The organism is Pseudoalteromonas sp. L1 (assembly GCF_021728095.1).
Classification (GTDB): Bacteria; Pseudomonadota; Gammaproteobacteria; order Enterobacterales; family Alteromonadaceae; genus Pseudoalteromonas.
This window is the reverse complement of sequence record NZ_JAKKCT010000001.1, coordinates 228156-253374: the sequence shown is the minus strand read 5'-3', so window position 1 is coordinate 253374 and position 25219 is coordinate 228156. Positions and strand designations below refer to the sequence as shown.

Genomic DNA, 25219 nt, shown 5'->3' with positions numbered 1-25219 from the left:
TGGATAGTGTATGCAAGAAAATGACGCACTCAACCATGGTGGTAGCCTTGTAGACTGCCTTGAGATTTTATGCCGTTATCATGATCGCGAATTTTCCCGAGAAACGTTATTAAGCGGCTTGCCTCTGGAAAATGGTTTATTAAATCCCTCCGGATTTTCACGTGCAGCGAAACGGATAGGCTTTAAAACCAAAGTTGTTCATAAAGCACTTTGCGATCTCAATGTGGCTTTATTACCCGCTGTATTAATTTTACAGAACAATCAAGCATGTGTAATCACTAAGCTGAACCTGACAGATAATACCGCGCAAGTAATATACCCAGAATTAAGTGATTCTGCCGTCACGATAAGCCTTGATGAATTGAATGAAACAAGTTCAGGTATGATCATTTATGCACAACCTGAATTTGCCTTCGATGCACGCTCACCGGTACTGCAAAAGCTATCAAAAGATGGCTGGTTTTGGGGTGTGATAAAAGAATGCCGAACCCTTTATAAAGATGTCATTATCTCCGCTATCGCACTTGGCGTACTTTCTATTGCTATGCCACTGTTTGTGATGAACGTCTACGACCGTGTTGTACCAAACCATGCGACAGAAACACTGTGGGTGTTAGCAATCGGTGTGCTGCTGGCTCTGACCGCAGATTTCATACTAAGACTGGTGCGCAGTTATTTTGTCGAGCTTGCCGCAAGTAGAATTGATGTAAAAGTGTCGGCGGTAATCATGGAGCGAGTTTTGGGTATGAAACTAAAGAACCGCCCTACATCAGCCGGTTCCTTTGCGAGTAATATTCAGTCTTTCGAGGCCGTTCGCAGCTTTTTTAGCTCGATCACTTTAATTGCGCTCGTTGATCTTCCCTTCGTGCTTTTATTTCTTGTTGTTATTGCCATTATTGGGGTAGAGCTTAGCCTGCCAATTATCATCGGCGCAGTGCTTTTGCTGAGCTATGCATTAGCAGCACACAGAAAGCTTGAAAGCTTATCTGAGCAAACAATGAAAGCCAGTTCAATGCGAAATGCAGTCCTAGTAGAAAGTTTAACAAACATTGAAGATGTAAAAAGCTTTCACAGTGAATGTAAAACTCAATCTAATTGGGAAAAATCAACAATTTACATCGCTAGAGTTAATGCTCAAAGTCGGCTCATTTCATCTTCAATCAGCAATGCAGGCGCGTGGGTACAGCAATGTGTCGGTGTGGTGATCATGATGATTGGTGTGCATCTCATTATAGAAGGCGACTTAACCCAAGGCGGGCTAATTGCAGCCTATTTATTGTCGTCTCGAACTATGGCACCCATTAGCCAATCAGCGGCGGTACTTGCCCAGTTCCATCATGCAGCAATTGCTATGCATTCATTAAATGAAATAATGGAAAAAGAAGTCGAACGCCCCCCTGGTAAACACTGGCTAAGCCACCCTGTATTACTCGGAGATATTGAGTTTAACGATGTACGATTCAAATACTCAGATGAAAGCAATGAAGCGTTATGCGGTGTAAGTTTCAAAATAAAGGCAGGTGAAAAAGTCGCTATTTTAGGGCGTAATGGCTCAGGAAAAAGCACTGTAGAAAAACTTATTTTAGGTCTTTATGAACCCAATTCTGGATCAATTTTAATTGATAACAATGATATTCACCAAATTGACCCTGCAGAGCTTCGTCATAATATTGGGTATGTTCCCCAAACAATTTCACTATTCTTTGGCACCTTAAAAGACAATATAACGCTAAGTGCATGGCATGCAAAAGACGAGCAAATTTTATCTGCGTGCCAGCAAAGCCAGTTATTTGAGTTAATTAATTCACACCCTGACGGATTTGATATGCAAGTAGGTGAACAGGGTCGCCTACTCTCTGGTGGTCAACGCCAAGCGGTTGGGATCGCCAGAGCCTTACTAAACAATCCACCGATTTTATTAATGGATGAGCCTACCTCAGCACTGGATCATAATAGTGAATCTAAGATCATTAATAACATAAAACGTAACTGCCAAGAAAAGACTCTGATTGTTGTTACACATAGAACATCACTGCTAGAGCTTGTTGATCGGGTCATCGTATTAGATAACGGTAAAGTTGTAGCCGATGGACCTAAATCCCAAGTTTTATCTGCTTTGTCGACTCATACGGTTGGAAAAGTATCATGAGTAAAAAAGACTTACCAATTGAACAACGCTCATTCGAACGTTTGAATAAAGCGATGGATAAGCAAAAAGCAAAGCGTCCATCTATATTTTCATATTTGTTTTCTCGTTGGTTATCACCGCCGAATACTCAAGATTGGGTTGTTGACGCGCAATGGGAGAAAATGCAACAACAGCCAGCCAGTGCCAGAGTATTATTGTATTTAATTTGCTTAACTATCGTCGCCTTACTTGTTTGGTCAGCGTTTGCCCACTTAGATGAAGTTGCACGTGGTGAAGGCAGAGTGATCCCCTCTCATAAACTACAAGTTGTACAATCATACGACGGTGGCATGGTAGAGCAAATTTTTGTTCGAGAAGGACAAATCGTCAATGCGGGTGATGTATTGGTGAAGATAGATCCAACTCGTTTTATCTCTTCATTTAGAGAAAACCAAGCAAAAATTTTATCTCTAACAGCGAAAGTTGAGCGACTTAAAGCGCTCACGAAAAAAAAGCCACTTGAGTTTACTCCCGACTTAATCGAAAAAGCGCCGGATGCCGTTGCACACGAACAAGCCATGTTTGAGAGCAGTAATCAAGAGCTGACACAACAAGTTACAATCCATAAGCGCCAACTAGAGCAACGTCGCCAAGACTATGCCGAAGCGAGAGCCGCACTGCAACAACACACTAACTCTCTCAGTTTAGCGAACAGAGAACTTTCTGTGACACGGCCATTACTTCGTTCAGGTGCCGTATCTGATATAGATATAATCCGTTTGGAGCGCCAAGTTGTAGAGCACACAGGTGAGATAAACCGAACAAAAGCAGCAATAAACCGAAGTTTATCGGCTATCAATGAAGCAAAAAATAAAGTGACTGAAGTAGAGCTTGCGATGATTAACCGTTGGAGTAATGAACTTTCAGAAGCACTCCTTCGCCTTGATGCCATTAAAGAAACAGAGTCAGGACTGGCAGATAAGGTTACGCAAACTGAGATCCGCTCCCCCGTCAATGGGACCGTTCAACGCTTATTAGTAAATACAGTTGGCGGCATTTTACAACCTGGTAGTGATGCTGTGGAAATTATTCCCTTAGATGACCAGCTCGTTGTTGAAGCGAAAATCTTACCAAAAGATATTGCGTTTTTGCAGCCAGGGCAAGAGGCTATGATCAAGTTCAGTGCTTATGACTTTGCTATTTATGGTGGCCTTGAAGCCCAGGTAACTCACATCAGTGCTGATACTATCACCGATGATAGAGATAACACTTTTTATTTAGTGCAATTGAAAACGAACCGAAACCACTTTGCCGACAATCTAACGATTATCCCTGGCATGACAACTCAGGTCGATATTATTACCGGAAAAAAAACCGTGCTTGAGTATTTATTTAAACCCATTTTAAGAGCAACCTCATTAGCCATGACCGAGAGGTAAACTATGAATGCCCTTCACGCCAGTGTAATGGAGTAACTATGCGCAGGAGTGTTTTTATTACACAAGATGAACTTGTCTCTCCACATTGGCAATCTGCATTTGCTGACTGTAGCGTACAAACATCAGTGCCTAAACGGCTAATGGCTGATAGCCTAATTTGGCTACTTGCAGAGACACCTGATTGGCTCAATCTTCTGTCGAAACTCACCGAGCAAAGAATTCCTGTGATAGTGATGACAACTGAGCTTAATATTTCTCAGCTATGTAAAGCATTAGAACACGGTGCTCGTGGCTATATAGAAGCATACGCCAGTAAAGCAATTATTGAGCAAGTTGCTGAAACAGTGAGTAAAGGAGGTATTTGGCTACCTGGGCAACTGTTATCAAACTTAGTTGGGGTGCTGTCTAATCAGCAAATTCACTACCAACACAATTGCGATTTAACATGCCTAACAAATCGAGAAAAACAGGTCGTTGATGAAGTTGTGACGGGGGCAACAAACAAACAGGTCGCACAAAAGTTGAATATCACAGAGCGCACCGTAAAAGAACATATGAGTTCTATTTTCAATAAGCTACATGTGCGAGACCGCATGCAGTTAATGTTAGCGGTTAAAGGCCATTAATCTTTCTTGCCTTCAACCGCAACAAGCCCATCGAAGCCTAGCCCCTTCAGTATAGTTTGATCACTTGGGTTTTTAACCCCTTCTGCTACCACTTTAATGCCTAAAGAGTGCGCAAGTGAACACACACCGCGAAGAAAACTTTGGTTATCTTCATTAAAGCTTATGTTATGACAATAAACACTGTCTATTTTTATTAACTCTAAACCAAGCTCTTGGATTTTATTTAATTTAGTAAACTCAGCCCCCACACGCTTAAGCGCGACTTTAGCGCCAATGCTATGAACTTGTGAACAAAAGCTTCTAAACAAGGCAAATTCTTTAATTGCGAAATTTGCTCGCACCTCAAAGCATATACGCTTAGCAAGTGCAGGATACGCAGATAACCCTGTTAAAATGGACGCCACCGCCATATCATCTTGTAAAGTTTCAGCTGAAACTTCCATTCCTAAAAGCGTATCCCCTTGAATTTGGCCATACTCGTTAATCATTAGTTTCATTAAACTCCAATCAAGGCGAGCTAATAAATGCAAACGCTGAGCCCATTGAAAGTAAAAGCCAAAGCGATATTTTTCGCCTTCAATTAATAAACTTAAAGAAATTTGTTGTTGTATTAAGCGCTCATCAAAAGTTGTTACGGGAAATAACGCGATTTCTAATTGGTTTTCTTTCAGCGCAAACTCTAATCTTTCTCGCCAAGTATCAATATCATTATGGTTGTCTTGCGTTTGTTGTTTTTCATCTACATAAGCACAGCAACCTGGTTTTGCAACGGCAACCTTCAAACACTGGTCGACTCGTTTTAAAAGTGTGGCACGGGTGTCATCAACTTCAATGTGTGTACAACTGTGTGATACCGCAAGCTCTACTGATTTATGATCTGCAACAAGTTGCTCATGGGACTTTAAAATCTGCTCACTCAAGGCTGTGAGATTACTCACATCGCTAAATAACACTAAAAAATCAACATGGGACATACGTGCAATTTGGCTTTGCCTAAAGCTGTCTTCATTCGACTCTAAAAAAGAAACTAATGACTCTGAAAAACGACGTAAAAAGTCCACCATTTCAACGCGACCAACTTGCTCTGTTAATGTATCCAAATTTATCACTCTGAATAAAAAGAGCCCCCCATGTCCTTGTGAGTTTTCTAAAAAGGTATCAAGAGTTGCATTAAAGTATTCTCGATTAGCAAGGCCTGTTAAGTCATCGTGTTGACTTTTAAAACGAATTTCTTCTAAGCGACGATTATCTTCTTTGGTAATGCGATTAAAACGTGTCGACAACAAATTCATTGATGATACAAGCTTGGCAAACTCATAGGTGCGCGGTACTTTTGACTTTATAAAGCGTTTTTCACTTAATGCCACCGCTTGTTTCATTACATCATTGAGTGGACTCAAAATTTTAGATAGAAAATAAGCCCCTGCAATACAAGCCGCCACTGCAACAACTAAAAAGCTAAAGAATAAATGTACAGCACTTTTCCACAGAGCATCTTGCGTATACTGGCTATGGCTTTCAACATACAAAGTACCAAATTGTTGCCAGCCATCACTCACTTGAGCAACACCCGGCGCAACCTCTAACTTATAAAAGTGCCTAAACCAACTCGGTGCGTTTAAAGTAAGCTCCCCCGTATAAAGGCGTTTAATTATTGTTTTACCTTGTGGGTCTTGTAACTCAATTCGGTGGTAATAACCGGTATCAAATGAGGCGGATACTAAAAGCTCTATTTCAACAGGGTCTTTACTCATTTGACTCAACATCAAGGCGAGTGAGTTGGCATTATCTATATTTTTCATTCGCAACTCAGTCGTAAAGTACTCTTTTGCAGAATTAGTACTGATCAACAAACTACTCACAAAACCAATAATGATTAATAGCAAAATAGCAATCCATAGCTCTTGCTTTAAGGTAATGGTTTTATTTCGTTTGAGTCTAAATAGATTAAATACCTTCACCATCGCACTCCTTCTTTGCGTGATTGCTCTAATATATGACGCCACCGTGATAGCCTAGCAGTAGGATCGGCCACACTCTTTGTTGAATTATTGGCCCACAAGCCTTTGCTGTTAAAGCTAAAAACAGGACTAAGATCGGTCCGCTTAGCAGCAGGCAATACCTTTACAATTAAACTATCTAAAATAAGTGGTTGTGCATTCGGGTGTGTAAAGTAGCCAAGTACCATGTGCGCTTGTGTTTTTCGCGTACCAGGTAGTTGAGCTTTTACATAGATAAGCCGTAATTTATCGTCACTCACACCAAGTGCTCTGAGGCTTATATACTTGGCAATCGCGTAATCTTCACAATCACCTAATCCTTTACCAAGCGTTTCAAGAGGGGTCGCCCAATAGTCTTCTTGCTTCCATAATTGAATATCAGTTTGATAACGCAGACTACGGGCAAAAAACTCGTTAACAACAAGTACCTGTTGTTGTTCAGGTAAATTAGAAGCCTGCAGCAACATCCCTTGCCACTGCCTTGCAACTGTGACCCTATTGGCACCGAAACGCTGCTGCATCTGTTGAATAAAAGTGGTAAATTCAATAACTAAGCGATCAGCTATTGCAGAGTGACTTAAGCATAGAATAATGACAACGGTTAACCAGCAGGCATGAGTGCGCCAAGTTTGATTAAAGGCAATCGCATATGCTCTAAACAGCATAGACAATTCCTAAAAGGAGAAAAGCTTGGTTAAAATGATATGTTAATGCCATTATGCTTTTGTTAAAACTAACAGTCTTAAAAGCATAGCACCCAAGCTGCAACTATGAGAATTTAGTACTTAATAATAAGTCACTTTTTTTACTTCACGCGGTTTGATTTCGCCAATATATAAGTCATGTACTCGTTTCATGTCGAGTTGCAACTCTGTGGCGTAAGTGTCGCCCACCGCATACGTTTTAATGACCTGAGCACCTTTGATAACACCCTGCACTTTGCTTTGTAGCTGATCGTTATGTGCAATGCTGTTTTGTACCGTCGTCCCTGCGGAAATCTTTTGCCCATAAACCTGTTCAGCTAACTCACGATATGCTTCAAGTTTTGAGGCTTTAATTGCAAGTAAAGTTCGTTGTGATTTGTTATCACTCGGTTGAGCACTAATGGGTGCATAACCAACGGCTTTTAAAATCGGGTAGTCATCAGGCTCGATATAAGTGTACTCTACGTGTTTATCAAAAATACTACTGCAACCACTTAGTGCAATACAGGCAGCTAGGCCACAAACTAACATTGCTCGCATAACTTGTTTCCGTTAAAAACTCATTTTCTACAAATATGCACGTTTAGTGCCAATCTGGTACATTACTTGCTCGGTACTTGGTATCAATGAACAGTATCGCTAGGTATTTGCATGAAGTGTCTATTAAAAACGAGTTTATACAGCATGGGGCTGGCCTTTACTCTTGTTTTTTCTAACAATAGTTTAGCTCAATGGTTTGAATCTACAGGCCATGCAGTGATTAAAGATGGTGATACAAGTCAAGCCAAATCTGCCGCAATGAAAGATGCGATAACCCAAGCATTAGTGTTTTCAGGGGCGCGTGTTAGCTCTGTACAAACCTTAGTAGACGGAGTTTTGACGCAAGATCAGCTTAAAATTAGTAGCCATGGTGAGATCCAAAAAATTGAGCTTATTAGCGAAGATCGTCATAACGATACCTATGCAATTACACTTCGCTTAGATATTTTTCCAGAAGCTGAAGAATGCCCTGCAAATAAGTATGCTAAATTCATCGCAATAACACAAAGTCAGTTGGCCAACAGAGAGCAAGCGAGAATGGGCCAAATTTTTGACGTCAATAAAGCGATTAGTGAACAGCTTTATACTCGCTTAAGTAATACGCAGATGGCCGCAAAACCGACAGCATATTACAATGTGCCGTTACGCGTGGACCATTTTTTCACCCAACAATATGACTACAGCGATGCATTACTCGAAGAGATAACCAGTCGTAGTAACTCACAATATGTATTACTCAGTCGTATCCGCGATTTATCGGTAAACCGTAAACTCAATAACGATTATGCATTTTGGCAAGATGATAGCTTTAAACGTGCTTATAAAGCCGATTATGTTTTATTTGATGGCACCACTTACGAAAAGCTATGGCAGAAAAGTTACCAAACTGAGGGAATTTGGCCATACAAAAAAACCGATATCATTGATGTGTATAGCGACCGCTTTTGGGAAACCGATTATGGCCAAGCCATCAGTGAGGTAAACCAAACCCTCACCTATGACTTACAAGCGGCTATGGCTTGTTTACCTACGCAAGGCAAAATTTTGCATATTGAAAATGGCAAATTAATAATCAACCTAGGTAAAGCGCATGGTTTACAGCAAGGGGAGTTATTAAATATTGCTCATCACAACTACATGACAGATGCGCAAGGTAATAAACTGCCACATAAGATCACCACCCTTAATCAAGTGAAAATTACCCAACTCTATCAGCAGTCGGCTGTTGCCATGAGTATTGATGAGCAGCCATTACCCAACATTCAAATAAACGATATTGTTGAATTAGCTGCTGGCGAGTAAATGTTGCTGTAACCCTTTATGAGCATTTAGCCAAGCGGCTAATTGCTCTACTCCCGCAATATGTGGGTAGTGCTTACGGGTTGCAATAACAACTTGTCGCTGTTGATTAGGTGTTATTGCCAAATAATTAATTCCCTCTCGCGTCGTGCAAGCAAGTTTGGGAACAAATGTAATACCATCATTCATCGCGACCAAAGCAAGTAAGGTTTCGATACTATTGCCCTTGTATTGGTTTGAAACTTCAACCCCTGCCGAAAAGCAAAATTGCTCAGCTTGTTCTTTAAAGCAATGCCCTTCGTTTAACATAAGTAAGTCACAATCACTAAGCTGAGTAAGTGCGACTTTCTCTTTATTAGCTAATGCATGCTGCTCAGATACAGCCACTAAAAAGTCTTCTTTGTATAATGCTGATACATGGTAATTAGCAAGATCTGGCACATCAGCGACAATTGCAATATCGATTTCTCCGTTATCAAGGGCGATAAGTGTTTGCGCGGTTTGCATTTCAATAAATGAAAAATGAGTGTCGTTAAAGGCTTGTTTCATTGACGTGAGCAAGGTTGGCAATAAGTAAGGTGCAATAGTGGGAATAATACCTACGTTTATTTTGCCTTTAAGGGGATCATGGGAGCTTGCGGCAATTTCCTTTAATACTTGGGTTTGCTCAAGGATTACGTTAATTTGTTCAAGTAACCGTTGACCTTGTACAGTCACTGTCACTTGTTTAGTGGAGCGATCAAAAATAGTTACCCCAAGCTCTTGTTCAAGCTTTTTAACTTGACCACTCAAGGTTGGTTGGCTCACATAACAGGCATCAGCAGCCTTTCGAAAGTGCTTAAACTGAGCCACCGCTTTTGCATATTCCAAATCTTTTAAGTTCATAGTACTCACCAACAATCAATAGCTTTTAACTATCATAGTAATAAAAACAAACGATTGGAACTATTATTTATATAACCCCATAATAACACTCAACTAATCAAGAGGAATTAAAACTATGTTAAACAATATTGAAGGTCAAAAAGTCCCTAACGTTACATTTGCAACACGCATTGATGAGCAATGGCAATCACTGACCAGTGATGATATTTTCAAAGGTAAAACCGTTGTACTGTTTGCATTACCTGGCGCATTTACACCAACTTGTTCATCAACACACTTACCACGCTATAACGAACTTGCGCCGGTATTTAAGCAAAATGGTGTCGATGACATCGTTTGTATTTCGGTTAACGATACTTTTGTTATGAACGCATGGGCACAAAATCAAGAAGCGCAAAATATCACGCTACTACCCGATGGTAACGGCGAATTCACCGATGGCATGGGCATGCTAGTCGATAAAAATGATTTAGGCTTTGGTAAACGTAGCTGGCGTTATTCTATGCTAGTAAAAGACGGCATTATCGAAAAAATGTTTATTGAGCCACAAAAGCCAGGTGACCCATTTGAAGTCTCTGATGCTGATACCATGCTTGAGTACATTAACCCAGCGCAGGTAAAACCAAAACCTGTTAGTCTTTTTACCAAGCCTAACTGCCCATATTGCACAAAGGCAAAAGCATTGTTAGAAAGTAAAGGCTATGTGTATGAGGAAATTATTTTAGGAAGAGACGCTTCACTTACCAGCTTAAAAGCAATCTCTGGCCGCGAAACGGTACCACAAGTATTTATCGGTGGAGAGCACATTGGTGGCTCTGATGATTTAGAGAAACACTTCGCATAAGCAAACTGACACTAAGAGGGCTAATATATAGCTCTCTTGGTGCCCTACAAATAACCTTAAAACGCCTTTAGCACCAAGCATATTCAACATTACTCCCATTTATATTCAATATACCTACATTTTTATTACTTGTTTATTACATAAATTCCAGAATAAATCTAAAATAGCCACCAGCTACATTCACAGCCTTTGTGATGAAATTAAAAATGAACTAAATGGAACATATAAATGAATAAACTAATGCTAGGATTTCTACTTTCCTTAGTGGGGTTTAGCGGTTATGCACAAGCTGAATCAGTCGGTGCCATTGACCTACTTACCCACCCTGTCGGCATCATCTGTGTCGTTATTTTTATCTTTGCCTATGTATTAGTTATTCTTGAAGAAAAAATCCATTTACGTAAATCAAAACCCGTGCTTGTCGCGGCAGGGATTATTTGGACACTCATTGCGTGGCAGTACAGCGCGCAAAATATGTCTGAGTTAAGTACAGATGCATTTCGTCATGCTTTACTCGAATTCTCTGAGTTAATGCTATTTTTATTAGTCGCGATGACTTATATCAATGCACTTGAAGAGCGAAGATTATTCGATAGCCTGCGTAGTTGGCTGGTAGTACGAGGTTTTAGCTATAAACAACTATTTTGGATAAGTGGCGTTTTGGCCTTTTGTATCTCTCCTGTGGCAGATAACTTAACAACCGCTTTGCTTTTATGTGCCGTGGTTATGAAGGTAGCCGCCGACGATAATCGCTTTATTGCTATGTCGTGTATTAATATCGTGATTGCTGCTAATGCTGGCGGTGCGTTTAGTCCCTTCGGCGATATTACCACTTTGATGGTTTGGCAGGCTGATGTCATAGAATTCACCGGATTTTTTGTATTATTTTTACCGGCATTAGTCAGCTATATTATTCCCGCGTTTGTCATGTCTTTTTTCATTAATAATAAACACCCTAAAACAGTGGATGATGAGGTTGAACTTAAGCGCGGTGCTATCCGCATTTTATGCTTATTTTTACTGACTATTTTAACTGCTGTCGTCCTAAAAACAGCCTTTGGCTTGCCGCCTGTTGTAGGTATGATGATGGGCCTTGGTTACTTACAATTTTTTGGCTATTTTCTTCGTGTTACTCTACCAGGCTCCCTTGCCAGAAAGCGTGCCATGGCTGAACGAGAAGGCGACAAAGAACGCCTCAGTCGCTTAGGTAATGTGGTTCCTTTTGATGTATTTAGTCGCGTATCTCGTGCCGAGTGGGATACCTTATTATTCTTCTATGGCATCGTTATCTGTGTAGGCGGTTTAGGCTTTATAGGTTATTTAGCGCTCTTGTCTGATCTACTTTACACAAACTGGTCAGCAACAGGGGCAAATATCATCTTAGGGTTAATGTCTGCTGTTGTTGATAATATTCCTGTCATGTTTGCTGTGCTGCAAATGATGCCAGACATGTCTCATGGGCAATGGCTTTTAATTACCCTCACAGCAGGCATTGGCGGTAGTTTATTGTCTATTGGCTCTGCTGCAGGCGTTGCATTAATGGGCCAAGCAAGAGGTATTTACACCTTTAACAGTCATTTAAAATGGTCTCCGGTAATATTACTTGGCTACTTTGCTGGGGTTTTCACCCATTTATATTTAAACACGTCTTACTTTAACTAAGTTAACCAAGCCCTAAGCTATATGCCTAGGGCTTGTCTTAAAAACGAATAACAGCCGCGCTTACAGGTTTATCCGCCTATACATTCCCATGTCGTAATTTGTCATGTTTTTGTCGCAAAAAGTAAAGATATCCTCAGGCTATTTCCCTTAATGTAGATCCTAAAGAGAAGACCCCTTCCCTGCCTAATTGAGGATACACATGATGAACAAAATGAATTCTGTTGCTATGCAAAACGGTCAACTACATGTAAAACAAATTGATATTCCAACACCAAGTGCAGGTCAAGTGCTCGTAAAGAGCTTGGCTTGCGGTATTTGTGGTTCTGATATTCATATTACTCGACACACAGCAGATGTATTCGATATCTATAAGAACCTAGGTATTATGGAGCAGGAAGCAAGTAATGAGCAGGAAGTTTTACTCGGCCATGAATATGCCGCAGAAATTGTGAGCTACGGCCCTGAAACAAAAAAAGAGCTGGCCATAGGCACTCGCGTTACATCAGTCCCTATTTTACTCTCGGCTGGTGGTGCTGGGGTTGGCGTCACACCCGGTTTATACGGCGCTTATTCTGAGTATTTCATTGTTGATGAAGCCCTACTACTGCCTATTCCAGATGCTGTTCCTTCAGAAGCGGCAGCAATTACAGAGCCACTCGCTGTTGGCCTACATGCTGTAAATCGTGCGCAGATAAATACTGACGACGCTGCCATAGTCGTAGGCTGTGGTCCGATTGGCCTTGCCGCTATCGCCGCGCTAAAACTACAAGGCGTTAAGCATATTATTGCTTCTGATCCGCAAGAGAGCAAAAAACAAATTGCCCTTGAATTTGGCGCCACAGAATATGTTAACCCAATGGCTGATGACGAAGTAGCTAGAGCCACAGCACTTGCAGGTAGCAACAAAGTGGTTATTTTTGAATGCGCAGGTGTAAGCCGTTTATTAAACGACTACATTTTACGTGCTCCCGCAAAAGCAAAAATTGTTGTTACTGGCGTTCATACCGCCCCACTTAACGTTAACTTTGCCTATGCAACAGTAAAAGAGCTCGACCTTATTTTCTCTTATTACTATCAACCAGAAGAATTTGCAGAATCACTTGAGAACATCGCTTCAGGTAAAATTGCATGGCAAAAAATGCGCACAGGAAAAGTGGGTATCGACGGTGTACAAGGGGCGTTTGATACTTTGTTCAAACCCAATGATCATATCAAAATCATCATTGAACCATGGCGTGCTGGTGCATTAGAGAGAGTAACAAACTAAGCCGCTTACTTTAAAATCTATTCAAGCTGTTGATACTGCTTGAATAGCTTAAAGCCATACAACCATCAGGTTTCTCACTAAACATAACGACAAACTAAGCAAGTTGCCTACATTCAGTTTTATCACCCTTTACCGAGATGCTACACGTTGTTTTTTGGTTTGTTTTTAACCAAGCTCGGTGTTACCCTAATCGAAACGGACTTTAACTTATTGATAAATGGAATTATCGCATGACTCTCCAATTAGCAGACTATGAAATTAATAAAGTCCCCTTGTATACTCACTTTTTTAAAACCCTAACAATCGGGTTCATGATCTCGTTTTTATCTTCCTGTACAGAGGTAAAAAAAAGAGAGCCTGCAATTTACCTGATACCAGAAGAATACGTAGGGTCTTTGTATATTGTATTCAACGCACCAAATGGTAAACCTCCCAAATACGAGGGTAACTCAAGGGTGTATCATATTCCCCCATCAGGTGTGCTTGTAACACAAATGGATGCCAATGAGGGTTGGAGTGAAAGCAGTGAAATTAAGTACTTCTCTGTGAGTAAGTCCGGCAAGCGAACTCCTATGTATGAATCGTCAGAAAATACACCAAAAACTGAACGAACCGTTTATGTCGGTGGCTTAGGGCATTCAGGTCCAATATACGGCTGCACAGTAATAAATAAAAACTTTACGGTTGGTACAGATGCTGAGCAAAGAAATACCAAAAAGTTACTCACGATTTTTGAAGCGATCAAAGTAAAAAATATTGATAAAAAACTATTTGAAGGCATGTGTTAAGGCTTGCTCGTTGTAATTTCTGTGGAGCTCTACAATTTCAAAAGGTAACTCTATGAAGTATCTAAAAATATTGCTTATAGGTTTAATAGTTGCGTTACTGTCAGCCTGTACAGAAGTAAAAGAAAGTGAGCCCACAATTTACCTTATACCAGAAGGATACGTAGGGTCTTTATATATTGTATTCAATGCACCAAATGGTGAACCTCCTAAATATGAAGGTGATTCTCGGGTATACAATATTCCTCCATCAGGTGTACTTGTGACACAGATGGATGCCAATGAAGGTTGGATAGAAAGTAATAAAATTCAGTTTTTTTCTGTCAGTACCAATGGCGATAGAAAACCAATTAGTGAAGTATCAGAAAGTACCCCTGACAACAAAAGAGCTGTGTACTTTGCAGGTTTAGGTTACTCTGGCCCTGTTTACGGGTGTAAGATATTGAACCAAAATTTTATTGTTGGTGTAAAAGAAGAGCGAATTAATGAAGGTATACTTTTAACTATATATGAAGCCATCAAAGTTAAAAACATTGATAAAAAACTATTCGAAGATATGTGTTAGGCTTATTTATTGCTATTTTTTCTGAGCTTTGATTTTACTCTAATGGCCTGCAAAGAGAGGCTACAGGAATGTAATCATTGATTTAATTGGTAGCCCCTACAGGAATCGAACCTGTAACTGCCCCTTAGGAGGGGGCCGTTATATCCATTTAACTAAGAGGCCACTTAGCTAAGAAAATTATAACGGGCTAACCCTTTTATAATCAAGCCTTTAGTTTTGGCTAATTTTATTTGATACTAGCGGTTTGAATTGATTCATTTTGCAACACAAAATAAGGGATGACTTTTTGTGCGCTTGCAGTGACTTGTTTTGAATTTAAGTTTATCACTCTGGCATTCACTTCTACGCCGGTGTTACGGTAGATCAAGGTGCCCGACAGTACATGACTGGCAATTTGACGCTCTGCTAGCTCTTCCACTTTACGTGTCATGACAAAATCGCCACGAGGAGTCACTTTAATCACATCCATCGCTTTAAAATCAACCACACCAAAGCCGAACTTTTGTAACTGATACATCATCGATTCTGCAATCTGGTTACCAAGCTGAGAGCTTGTATCAAGGCTGGCATCTAATTCAACGAATGTGGTAATTGCGATACCAAGCTCAGCCTCTTGTTGCATTGTATCAACTAACTCTAACGCCATTTGCTCAACATAGTTAACGAGTGTTTTATGATGTTGATACGGCACAAATAGTCTATCGTTCGTATTGACTTGCTGCGCTTGATTTTGTTGCTCTTGCAATAAAGCGGCATAATCTATTTGCGTTGTTGAGGTATTCGCTTTTGGCTCTGGCTGTGGCTGCTGTGCAAGCATTTCACAACCTGTTAGGGCTAAGCATAAAGCGATTGAAAGAAAACGTTTCATAATTTACTCACTTGCCTGCTTTAGCATAATACCGTCACTACGGTTAGTACTGTCGAGTGCATCAACAACCGACTGTGGAATAAACCCTTGAGCAGAGCCAACGACCGCTTTACTGGTAATGCCAACAATACGCGCATTCACAAGCACACCACCTTGGTGATTGACTAAAGTGCCCGCCAGTACATAATTAAAGTTTTGCTGCTGGCTTAACTCTAAGTAGTCTCGACTAAACACGAAGTCACCAGTGGGGGTAACACGCATATAATCTGTTGTTTTAAAGTCGATAACTGGCACGCCAAAGGTATGTAATTCGTGCATAAAACTTTCGGCAATTTGATTACCAAGTAATGAACCTGCATTGTAATCAGCGTCTAGGTATATAAAGCTAGACACCGCAAGTGGTGTTTTATCGTTAACGTATTGCAGGTTTTCAACCATATCCTGCATGATGCCTCGAACATAGTGATTAATGTTCTTTCGTGTTGGCGCTGCAGTAAACGTACTGTCGTTCATTACCACTTGGTTGCTTTGAAATACGCTTGTGCTTGTTTGCGGCGCAGCAACTTCACGCTGTGCGCTAACAAGCTGAGGCTCATCACTGTATGTCTTTTCGTTATCCGCTGTCAGCATCGAAGAACAACCAAAGCCTAAAGGAAGGCATAAACTTAAAAATAAACGTTTCATTGATAATTCCTCTTAATATTCACTACGGTATAGCTGACCATCACGCTGCTGCACTTTCTCATTTCCCCACATAACATTAATAGGAATTTCAGTACTGGCAGCCGACACTATTCGCTGATCTTTTGTATTAACTAGGCGCGCATTAACTATGTAGGCATGTTGTTGCCGTGTTAATGTGCCTGTGATGACAAAGTCAATATTCTGACGTTGACGTAACTTACTCACATCACGACTTAATATACTATCGGCCGTAGGCTGTAAATTTAAAGTGTTTTCTAAACGGTATTCAATGGTATGAAAACCCAGTTGTGTGAACTGAGTCATTAAACTCTCTTGAATTTGTTGGCTCAAGCCATTGCCTTGATTGCTTGCCAAGCGAGTACCTAAGCCATCAGCCATATAAAAACTGGTTACAGCAATGCGAGCATTGCCTTTGTAAGAGCCTTGAATGCGGCTTAATTGACTGCTTAAATCTGCAACATATTGATTAACAGTGTATGCTGCCATGCGAGCTGTAGGCGCATCGGTTGATACAACTGGTTTTGCCTCTTCTGTGAGACTACAACCAGTCAGTATAAAAAATATAAAACAATGTAAAAGTCGCATAATTGCCACCCTCTATGAACATAGCAATGTACTAGCAAGGATTATGCCTAATAATATTTACATGCCTGAAAAGGGTTTATTGGTGTATTGAGTGACAAGGCAATTGACTTCTTTTTGCTTTAATAACTGGCAATCCTTTTCAGCCATTTGCTTCTCTTTATAAGCGCCTATTTTTAATCGATGATAAACAACATTGTTAACCTCAACAGCCTCAACATTAACCGCAAATTGACCTGTAAACATACTTGGGGCTTTACTTTTTAACTCTTCTAAACTTCGCGTTAATCGCGCTGTTTCTGTGACAGAGGCAACTTGTAATGCAAATAATGGCAGCTCAGTATAAGCATTGCTTTTAACATCAACAGGTTCGACAACTTGCTCACTAACGGGTGAGCTTTTAGCTTGGTTTTCTGTTTGCGACTTGGCAAGATCATTTAGCTGGGTAATTAGTAGGTTTAGATCATTTTCAATTGCGATAAGGCGATCAATGCTAGGTTTAGCTTGTTGCCACTGCGCTGCACTTTCTTTTAGGCTATCGAGTTCTTGTTGAGTAATTTGCACACTATTTTGCGGTGTGGAAGAGTGTTCGCTATTTGTTGATTGACACGCAGATGCCAGTAAACAAAGTAAAACAACACTAAAATGACGCTTTAACATTATAATTTTCCCTAAATTAATAACTAACCGTATATGGCTCAACATCACAGTTAAGCTTATAGCTCTTTAATACGCTGCAAACTTGTGTAAGTTCATCGCTTTGAGTTTCAGAAAACGCGGCTGAGAGAACAAACTCTTTATCACTTTTTTTGATATAAAAAGGATCTAAAATAGCGAGTTCTGATAATGGTTTTTTCACAAGATAAAGATATGTTTTTAAGATAGCGAGTGATGAAAACTGCCCTAACTTAGCAATGTAGCCATCTTTTACTTGTTTAGGCTTTAATACCAGATCAGCGCCAACAACAACTTCGCCACCAGCAGATAAGTTAAGGGTCACATGTTGGTTATCTTTTAATGATTTTTTGTCTTTATATTCATCATCGATCACTGCTTTATATTCGCCTGGGCGAAGGTCTGTAAACAAGTAATAGCCATCATACGCAGCTTGGGTTTGCGACACCTTTTTCCCTGTTTTATCAATGAGTGAGATGTTCGCAAACGGTTGCACTTTCATATTTTCATCTTGCGCAACATACACAACCCCCTCAACTTCGCTGCTGTTGTTAAGCGCTATATCAATATATTCTATGAATCCGGCTCTGGGAGTAACAGAAAAACCATCATTAGCAGCGACCAAAAATGGATCTGGAAAACTATCAGGATCAATAACAATATCGGTCGTTCTATTCGCAGGCATACTGGTTAGCAATGCAATGCCGTTTTCATCAGTGACTGCTTGACGATAATTTTGCACACCTTTGACTTTAACACCTGCAATACCATGCTCACTTTCATCCTTGATTCCATTATTATTGGCATCTAAGTAAACGTGAGCCATCAGAGTACCTGAGCGTGCTAAACTTCGTTTGCTAGAAAATATACCAGTGCCTTGGCTAGCATAACCTAGGCTAAAGCGGCTAAATAACCCTACTCGCCAACGATCTTCACTGTCGTAGTTAAGATTACTATTTAGGCTAAATCTATCAGATTGCCAATTAAGTCCAATCTCCGCTGACTTTACATCATCAATAAGCGAGTTACGAAGTGTCAATTCACCTTGCAACTGTGATGTTAAACTACGATTAAATTGGGCCTCATATGACTGAATAGAGTGGTGAGGACTCATACTGTAATCCAGACTAAAACGGCTAAAAACTTGGCCAAATCGCCCTTGGAGTCGAACGTTACCCAATAAGGTAGAGTCATCGAGCCTGCTGTCTTTTTGCCAACTCAAGCGGTGATTAAAAGAAAAGCCTGAGTAAGCATAGTTCATGATATTCTCGAGCTTTAGGCTGTCGTATCGGCTATCAATATCAGTGTAATAAGCGTTGTTTTGGTAGTTGAGTCGACCGTATTGATTTTGAAAGACCTCTCCAGAGATATTAAATTCATAATTGCTTGATGAACTCATTCTTTGCTGGCTGCTTTGACGATTAATTAAACGCTCTCGTTCTGATGCACGAAACCTTAACGCTTGCTCGGCAATTTGCCCTCTTGCGGTAAACTCAAGCTCGCTTTCATCTTCATTGTTTTGCTCGTAATCTAGGTTAATTAACAGGCGGTCGAAAAGGCTCACATTACTACCGATCGCTAGGTTTTGAGTGTCATCTTTATACTCACTTTTTAAACCCGCTATACCGCCATACACTGAGATATTATCTGTTAATGCTGTATCGTAACGACCAGAAAACAACCAGCCTGGGTTTTCAACATAATAATTCGATTGGTTAAATAGCTGGTGCCCTTGCTCTGTGATTGAGAATTCATAAAACGACTCTCCCGCAGACAAGCTAGTGCCATCAATCAAGTATTGTTCAGTCTTTCGCTCCACTTGACCTTGCGGTCCATAAAAAATGAGCTCAAAGTTATTGGCACCATACAGCAAGTCTACATTTTCAAATATATACCGACCGTCATTAAGACTAAGTAGCTGATTAATTAAAACACCATTTTGATACAGCTCTACATCCCAGCCGGGTTGGATATTACCAATGATGTTAACCTGATTAGTATTAACAGGCTTAAATAGTGGTTTATTAGTTACTTTTGCACCGCGAGCATAATTGCTATTAAAACGGTTCCCTATTTGCGTTGCCAGTACATCACCAAACTCAATTCTGTTTGCTGCTAAAGGACCAAGTAGCTCTGAATTTAAGTCTTCGCGGCTAAATGTGAGTCTTGAATCAGTAAGTAAGTCACCATCACGACCCGCAAAGTAGTATTCAGCATTTAAGTAAGCAAGATCATTAGCACCAAGAATAGAGTATCCCGCAGAGCTTTGTTGATCATCTGCTGTCATGCTAATTTGGATATCTGCCATAGGAGAGGACACAGCTTGATATGGGCTTTCTTTCCACGGTAGTGTTGGTTCAGAGTAACGTGCTGTTTGGCTTAGCTCTCTTTTCTGCCGAGCTAAGCGTGCTTCTATGGGTAATCGTGCGTCAGAGTTTATGTAAAGTTCAAGTGTTGAGTAGTCTACAGCCATTGTTAAATCAAACACTTGCTCAAGTAATGTTGAAGCAACAAAAATATCTTGCTGATCAACGTGTAACTGTTCTTGGGCTATTGAAAATGTCCGACCTTTGACGGTTATGGTCATTTTTGTTGTATCAAGCACAAAGGTGTTTTCTGGATTAATAAACCAGCCCTTCGCAATACCGGTATTACCATTTACATCAATTACAAACTCTACGGTTTCAGAGAAGCTCAGCAAGTCGACCCATATTCCTTGCTGACTTTTAACAGCTAACACTTCTCCTAAGTAGGTATGCTTTAAGTAAGCTGAAAAAAACAACAACTCCCCCACAGGGATCCCTTCCCCATTCACTTTTTTATTAAGGTCTGTTGCTGTTGCCTGAGAATCAGCGCTTTCTCTTTCAGAAGCTTTTAACTGCTGTAACTGCTGCTGCATTTTCTTTAATGAAGCAAATACAGCCTGATAATTTTTTTCAGCTGCGACGGGAGCGCCAGTGGCAAACATTAAAAGACAAAATAAGAGACGTTTCATTTACTGCAAAGAATTAAAATGCTGAGACGTGAAGGTCGTCGTTTTAGTAGAAAAAACTTGCCCTTGATACTCTTTTAACCCCGAGTAAGTAATGCGTATTTGGCTATTTTCTTGTAGCTTCATATTATCAAATAAGGGCAGAGTTAAAGTAACGTTATCAAGCTCAGGATAAATGCTGAAGTCATTTACCATGGCAATTTTTTGCTCTTCTTTACTTCCTGATAGAGTTTGAAAAACTTCAACTTTTCCGAATGAACTATAATCGCCAGAATGATTAAGGCTAATGCCAAGTGATGGTTTAGCATCATTTGTTAAGTACTTTACTGAAGCAATATCAACCTCAGGTAACGCAGTTCCCTGTCTTAAGATCACAGGAATTGAATAACTTAAAACCATGTCTAAACGAATACCAAAGCTTTTATTATTACTTTTATGTTCATTGGGTAGCGCTTGAAAGACCAAGTGAGAACGATATTCTTTATCTGCCAGACCTTTAGCTCTACGAAGAGCTATTTTCACAACCTGCCTTTCTCCCGGCGCTAATCTCACCTGAGAAGGACTCAAACGCATCATACTGGCCAGTGAATTAGGGTTAACCTGATCATCGGTCAGCGTTATATAGCCACCTTGCGGCTTCGCTATTTTCTCTTGCCACTCAAGGCGGTAAGTTTTGCTCTCATTAGAGTTATTTACCACAATAACTTTAGCGACTCGTTGCCTGTCATCAAATGCAATACGTGTTGGCGAGATCAATAAGTTTGCATATACAGCAGCACTATGAAAGGTTAGTAAAACAATAAAGCAGTATAGAAAGTATCTGTACTTCATAAAATTCCATTAAAAGTCTACGGTTAATGAGACGGTTGCATCATAATAACCATCATTATAGGTGCTACCATCACCACTTGTGCTTATCTGCCCACCCACCGTTAATACAGCACTGCCGTATGAGTCAGTGACCAAGGTAGGGTTGTAAATCAATCGATTGAGATAAAAGCGTTGGTTATTGTGTAAATTACTAAGTGGTTGGTTATTCACATTATCACTAATGGTAACTTGTATTCTTGCTCCATAGCCTTCAAACAATAACTCGGCGGCGCGACCCTGTTTAACAACATAAATACTGTTGCTACTCGCGCTAGTATTGCTTGGCAAAACAGTGACAGAGCTAACACTTGAGTTGTCTGTAATAGCCAGTAGACCAAAGCTAAGTGGTTCAAGCTCAGTTATTGTTTGTTGTGCAACAGAGCCTGCGCTCAATAAAAGAGCACTTAATAGACAAAAATGCGTACGCATAAGTTATGCCTGCTAACACTTAGCAGGCACTCTATGTTAGTAATCTAATTGCAGTGTGAATGTACCGCTATAAGTACCATCAATATAATCGAGAGCCGGAGTTGTGGCATCTGTTGTTAGTGTTCCACCCACATTGAATGTTGCCTCACCATTAGCATCTACTTGGATTGTTGTTGTGGCTGCAGAGTTAGGGTTTGCACCAGTTAATACATAATAAGTAGGCGAAGCTAACACAAAGCCTGCGGTGCCAGCTGGCGCTGAGTCAGGTGCGATGGCCGTCTCAGTTGGGTTTGTGATATTTAAGGTTGCAAAAGGTGATACACCTGAAACACTGAATGACGCTGGTGTACCAGGTACTAGGATAGCAATTTCAGCTAAAGCTGCATTTGTGCTGGCTGTCGTCGCAGATGTTGCAGGGTTAGCTGATAACACTAGCGTTGCTGTTTCTGTCGACGCTGTATCTGCTTTGGCGCGAATTGTACCAAAATCTAGGTCGCTGTCTTTTTGCAATGTAAACGCGTTTTGTACCGTTACACCAGCTTGAAAAGTAGTTTGCTCAGCAACAACGTTAAACGTTAAAAGTGCTGATGAGGTCATTAGTGCTGCTATCTTTATTGAGTTTTTCATATGCATTCCTAAGATATGATAAAAAGTTTCAACCTTTTATTCAGGTTAAATTAAGTATCGGCAAAATGCATTATTTTATTAGGAAAAAATGTACTTTTTTTATTGTTTAAAATCAAAAAGAGTAAAACGATAAATTACAAATCAACGCCTTTAAATTCAGTAGTCTCACAATGGCTATAAATAAGTTCAAAAACTTGGCAGAGTTTGTTCGCCTCTTGCTCTGTTTGTAGCGGCCCAGCGACAAGGCTATAAAGTGTTTTAGAAGTTGATGATTGCGTACTCATTTTATAACGAAGCATATTATAAAGATTAGGATAACGATTCTTAAGTTGACCTAATTGGGCTCTCACTCCCCGCTCAACTAAGTAACTGCCAATTTTCACACCATGAGTAGGTGATTCTGTGTTTGTGGTTTCATTCAAATTTTGATTTACCGTTGTAGACACCTGCTCAGTACTACCATAGCTCACAACTTTAGGATCGCTTTGCAGCTTTTTAGGCAGTTTATCAACGTCAACTTGTACAGCAAGTGCTTGTATTAGCATCAACAAATCAGCTTCAATGGTATTTAAATGATCTATTTGTTCTTTTTTAGTATCCCACTCAACTAAAAGTTGTTGAAGCTCCTCACGATTAATATCTGACTCTTTATAAGAGTTTGGATCTGAGAAACTACACGCCTGCAGTAAAATAAAAAGTGTAAAGACAATAAACCGACTCATTAAAAGCTCACCCTAAAAAACGACTCTACTTCCAAGCAAAAAAAATGCCATTATAGCACTTGTACCTGTCGAATTTCAGATAGAAAAACCATTCTTTGAATAAAAGCTAAAAGTTCACTCGGTTATCTGTATAGCTACTTACCCAGCAATCAATCCCTTGGCGCTTAATAGCTTCACAGTCAGCTTTCGCGTTCTTCAAATATTTATAACCGCCAAATTTCAAACGGTAGTAGGTGTGCTGATCTATATCTGCAACTTCCATATTCAAAATTGGGGAGCCCTGAAAAATATGGGGGGCAAGTCTTTGCATTTTTCTAAGTGCAATCGCTAAGCTTTTTTCGCTATTAACTGACGCGAGTTGAAGAGCAAATAAGTAGTTATGCTGGGCGCTTATTGATCCTGAGCTCTGAACATCCCTCGTCTTGACTGCTGATAAATGTGTTGGGGGATCAATCGGAGCTGAACCGCTGGTGTGCATATTTGCGTTTAGAAAAAAAGGCGAATCAAATTGCTCACCAACAAAAGTAACCACCTTGATAGAGGCACTCAATGCGGCTAATTTATTATTTTGAAGAGATACTAAAGAATCACTGCTGCAACCAGACACAAATAGTAATGCCAACAAACACACACTATGTTGCAAAGGCTTGATGCAATGTTTCATAAACATGATTCTAAAATATACCATTGTCAATTTGCTTGTTCACAGGGCTGACTGCGCGCATGTGTTTTTCACCTTTAAGTGCACTAAAAGTTAAACTTAATTTAAAGAATCTCACGTACTATTTTTTGTTATATTTTTAGTACTGTACTTTATTAGCCATAACAAAAACTTATTGCTTAAGTTTTCATATTAGATGACCTAAAGCAATAAAAATTAATTTCGTTAAAGGTATTTTTACAAAGTATAGCTTAATTTAGCTACCCTTGGCTGTTTGGTAAGTGCTTTACTTAACTTTCATATTAACAACACGTTAAGATAAAGATATATCAGAAAAGTCCCCAATTGAGTAATAATCAACAATTACATCTGTTATGTAAATAATAAAAAAGTGCCATATAGGCACTTTTTTATTAACTTTAATTACTTTATGGTAAACAGTTATTTAGCTAGCGACTTTATAAACTCAGTCAACTCGCCTTTAAATTCATCACGGCGTAAGGCAAATTCAACAATTGCTTTCAAATAACCAATTTTGCTGCCGCAATCATGGCTTTTGCCTTTCATTGAGTAAGCATCCACAGTCTCTTTTTCCATAAGCATAGCAATGGCATCCGTTAACTGGATTTCATCGCCTGCCCCTGCAGGCGTTTTGGCAAGTAATGGCCAAATATTCTTGCTTAGCACGTAACGACCAACCACTGCTAAATTTGATGGGGCTTGGTCGACAGGCGGCTTTTCAACCATATTAAGAATTGCAGCACTTTCACCTTGCTTAATTTTTGCATCACCTAAGTCAACAACACCAAATTTATCAACTTCATTATGCGGTACTGGCTCAACCATTATTTGGCTTTCACCGGTACTTTCAAAGCGGTTGATCATTTCAGCTAAGTTGTCTTTTTTAAGGTCACTCGCCACATCGTCAATAATGACATCAGGCAATATAACAACAAATGGCTCATCACCAATAATAGGCGCAGCACAGTTAATTGCGTGTCCTAACCCCTTCGCTTCCCCTTGACGTACTTGAATAATAGTAACGCCTTTTGGACAAATAGACTGTACCTCGGCAAGTAGCTGACGTTTTACACGTTTTTCAAGGGTTGCCTCTAATTCAAAGCTGGTGTCAAAATGGTTCTCGATCGAGTTTTTACTCGAATGCGTAACAAGAACAATTTCTGTAATCCCTGCTGAAATAGCTTCATTTACAACGTATTGAATTAAAGGACGGTCAACAATAGGCAACATTTCTTTCGGTATGGCTTTCGTTGCCGGTAACATGCGCGTACCAAGTCCAGCAACTGGGATCACTGCTTTCATGATTTCTCCTTAAATTTATTA

General features: G+C 40.0%; 24 protein-coding genes and 1 tRNA gene. 9 read left to right on the top strand and 16 right to left on the bottom strand.

All coding sequences use genetic code 11. From position 1 onward, the window contains the following. The first annotated feature begins 10 nt into the window (after positions 1–10). From L3V38_RS01145 to L3V38_RS01135, 3 genes are read left to right on the top strand one after another with little or no spacing between them, the layout of a single operon-like run. Positions 11–2149: a type I secretion system permease/ATPase gene (locus L3V38_RS01145; protein ID WP_237118122.1), complete on the top strand. Its 2139-nt coding sequence runs from the start codon at positions 11–13 to the stop codon at positions 2147–2149. After that, positions 2146–3567 carry an HlyD family type I secretion periplasmic adaptor subunit gene (locus L3V38_RS01140; protein WP_130150452.1) on the top strand — a complete coding sequence of 474 codons (1422 nt, stop codon included), beginning with the start codon at positions 2146–2148 and terminating at the stop codon, positions 3565–3567. Before L3V38_RS01145 ends, L3V38_RS01140 begins: the two co-directional genes overlap by 4 nt. 38 nt (positions 3568–3605) lie before the next feature. Then, entirely contained in the window at positions 3606–4193 is a 588-nt protein-coding gene (locus L3V38_RS01135; RefSeq protein WP_130150451.1) for a response regulator transcription factor, read from the top strand. Here L3V38_RS01135 and L3V38_RS01130 read toward each other — a convergent pair. From L3V38_RS01130 to L3V38_RS01120, 3 genes are all read right to left on the bottom strand, one after another. Then, positions 4190–6157, bottom strand: a complete 1968-nt coding sequence (locus tag L3V38_RS01130) for a LapD/MoxY N-terminal periplasmic domain-containing protein (RefSeq protein WP_237118121.1) — start codon at positions 6155–6157, stop codon at positions 4190–4192. The genes L3V38_RS01135 and L3V38_RS01130 overlap by 4 nt on opposite strands. After that, complete coding sequence (locus tag L3V38_RS01125; protein WP_237118120.1) at positions 6151–6858, bottom strand: transglutaminase-like cysteine peptidase; 708 nt, start codon at positions 6856–6858, stop codon at positions 6151–6153. The genes L3V38_RS01130 and L3V38_RS01125 overlap by 7 nt, the downstream gene beginning before the upstream one ends. A gap of 120 nt (positions 6859–6978) precedes the next feature. Further along, entirely contained in the window at positions 6979–7437 is a 459-nt protein-coding gene (locus L3V38_RS01120; protein WP_062569692.1) for an LPP20 family lipoprotein, read from the bottom strand. Positions 7438–7581: 144 nt separating this feature from the next. Between L3V38_RS01120 and L3V38_RS01115 the strand changes: the two genes are divergently transcribed. Continuing rightward, positions 7582–8739 carry a flagellar assembly protein FlgT gene (locus L3V38_RS01115; protein ID WP_237118747.1) on the top strand — a complete coding sequence of 386 codons (1158 nt, stop codon included), beginning with the start codon at positions 7582–7584 and terminating at the stop codon, positions 8737–8739. On the opposite strand, the gene L3V38_RS01110 is transcribed toward L3V38_RS01115, so the two are convergent. Continuing rightward, on the bottom strand, positions 8722–9621 hold the full coding sequence (locus L3V38_RS01110) for a LysR substrate-binding domain-containing protein (protein WP_237118119.1): 900 nt from the start codon (positions 9619–9621) through the stop codon (positions 8722–8724). The genes L3V38_RS01115 and L3V38_RS01110 overlap by 18 nt on opposite strands. 115 nt (positions 9622–9736) lie before the next feature. Between L3V38_RS01110 and L3V38_RS01105 the strand changes: the two genes are divergently transcribed. The 5 genes from L3V38_RS01105 (at position 9737) to L3V38_RS01085 (ending at position 14744) form a co-directional block, all read left to right on the top strand. After that, a complete protein-coding gene (locus L3V38_RS01105; RefSeq protein WP_237118118.1) occupies positions 9737–10465 on the top strand; it encodes a glutathione peroxidase in 729 nt (242 codons plus the stop codon). Between the two features lie 240 nt (positions 10466–10705). Further along, positions 10706–12127, top strand: coding sequence for a sodium:proton antiporter NhaD (nhaD, locus tag L3V38_RS01100; protein WP_237118746.1), 1422 nt, complete (start codon positions 10706–10708; stop codon positions 12125–12127). 199 nt (positions 12128–12326) lie between these two features. After that, the gene (locus L3V38_RS01095; protein WP_205989523.1) at positions 12327–13394 is read left to right on the top strand and encodes a zinc-binding dehydrogenase; all 1068 of its coding nucleotides are present in this window, start codon (positions 12327–12329) and stop codon (positions 13392–13394) included. A gap of 230 nt (positions 13395–13624) precedes the next feature. Beyond that, complete coding sequence (locus tag L3V38_RS01090; RefSeq protein ID WP_237118117.1) at positions 13625–14182, top strand: hypothetical protein; 558 nt, start codon at positions 13625–13627, stop codon at positions 14180–14182. 52 nt (positions 14183–14234) lie between these two features. Next, positions 14235–14744 carry a hypothetical protein gene (locus L3V38_RS01085; RefSeq protein WP_237118116.1) on the top strand — a complete coding sequence of 170 codons (510 nt, stop codon included), beginning with the start codon at positions 14235–14237 and terminating at the stop codon, positions 14742–14744. An 87-nt stretch (positions 14745–14831) separates the two neighbouring features. On the opposite strand, the gene L3V38_RS01080 is transcribed toward L3V38_RS01085, so the two are convergent. The 12 genes from L3V38_RS01080 to galU all read right to left on the bottom strand — a co-directional run bounded on the left by L3V38_RS01080 (position 14832) and on the right by galU (position 25198). After that, a tRNA-Arg gene (locus tag L3V38_RS01080) sits at positions 14832–14906 on the bottom strand. A gap of 64 nt (positions 14907–14970) precedes the next feature. Beyond that, the gene (locus L3V38_RS01075) at positions 14971–15612 is read right to left on the bottom strand and encodes a FlgO family outer membrane protein (protein WP_062569685.1); all 642 of its coding nucleotides are present in this window, start codon (positions 15610–15612) and stop codon (positions 14971–14973) included. Between the two features lie 3 nt (positions 15613–15615). Further along, complete coding sequence (locus L3V38_RS01070) at positions 15616–16296, bottom strand: FlgO family outer membrane protein (RefSeq protein WP_062569684.1); 681 nt, start codon at positions 16294–16296, stop codon at positions 15616–15618. A gap of 12 nt (positions 16297–16308) precedes the next feature. Continuing rightward, on the bottom strand, positions 16309–16902 hold the full coding sequence (locus L3V38_RS01065; protein ID WP_193987650.1) for a FlgO family outer membrane protein: 594 nt from the start codon (positions 16900–16902) through the stop codon (positions 16309–16311). Positions 16903–16959: 57 nt separating this feature from the next. Further along, a complete protein-coding gene (locus L3V38_RS01060; RefSeq protein ID WP_237118115.1) occupies positions 16960–17559 on the bottom strand; it encodes an SPOR domain-containing protein in 600 nt (199 codons plus the stop codon). 16 nt (positions 17560–17575) lie between these two features. Further along, positions 17576–20569 carry a hypothetical protein gene (locus L3V38_RS01055; protein WP_237118114.1) on the bottom strand — a complete coding sequence of 998 codons (2994 nt, stop codon included), beginning with the start codon at positions 20567–20569 and terminating at the stop codon, positions 17576–17578. Beyond that, a complete protein-coding gene (locus tag L3V38_RS01050; protein WP_237118113.1) occupies positions 20570–21397 on the bottom strand; it encodes a fimbria/pilus periplasmic chaperone in 828 nt (275 codons plus the stop codon). A 9-nt stretch (positions 21398–21406) separates the two neighbouring features. Continuing rightward, entirely contained in the window at positions 21407–21865 is a 459-nt protein-coding gene (locus L3V38_RS01045) for a DUF4402 domain-containing protein (protein WP_130150439.1), read from the bottom strand. Positions 21866–21901: 36 nt separating this feature from the next. Further along, positions 21902–22492, bottom strand: coding sequence for a DUF4402 domain-containing protein (locus L3V38_RS01040; RefSeq protein ID WP_062569678.1), 591 nt, complete (start codon positions 22490–22492; stop codon positions 21902–21904). A gap of 134 nt (positions 22493–22626) precedes the next feature. Next, the gene (locus L3V38_RS01035; protein ID WP_237118112.1) at positions 22627–23214 is read right to left on the bottom strand and encodes an SPOR domain-containing protein; all 588 of its coding nucleotides are present in this window, start codon (positions 23212–23214) and stop codon (positions 22627–22629) included. Positions 23215–23320: 106 nt separating this feature from the next. Continuing rightward, complete coding sequence (locus L3V38_RS01030; RefSeq protein ID WP_237118111.1) at positions 23321–23884, bottom strand: SPOR domain-containing protein; 564 nt, start codon at positions 23882–23884, stop codon at positions 23321–23323. A 432-nt stretch (positions 23885–24316) separates the two neighbouring features. Beyond that, positions 24317–25198 carry a UTP--glucose-1-phosphate uridylyltransferase GalU gene (gene galU, locus L3V38_RS01025; RefSeq protein ID WP_130150436.1) on the bottom strand — a complete coding sequence of 294 codons (882 nt, stop codon included), beginning with the start codon at positions 25196–25198 and terminating at the stop codon, positions 24317–24319. Positions 25199–25219: the final 21 nt, after the last annotated feature.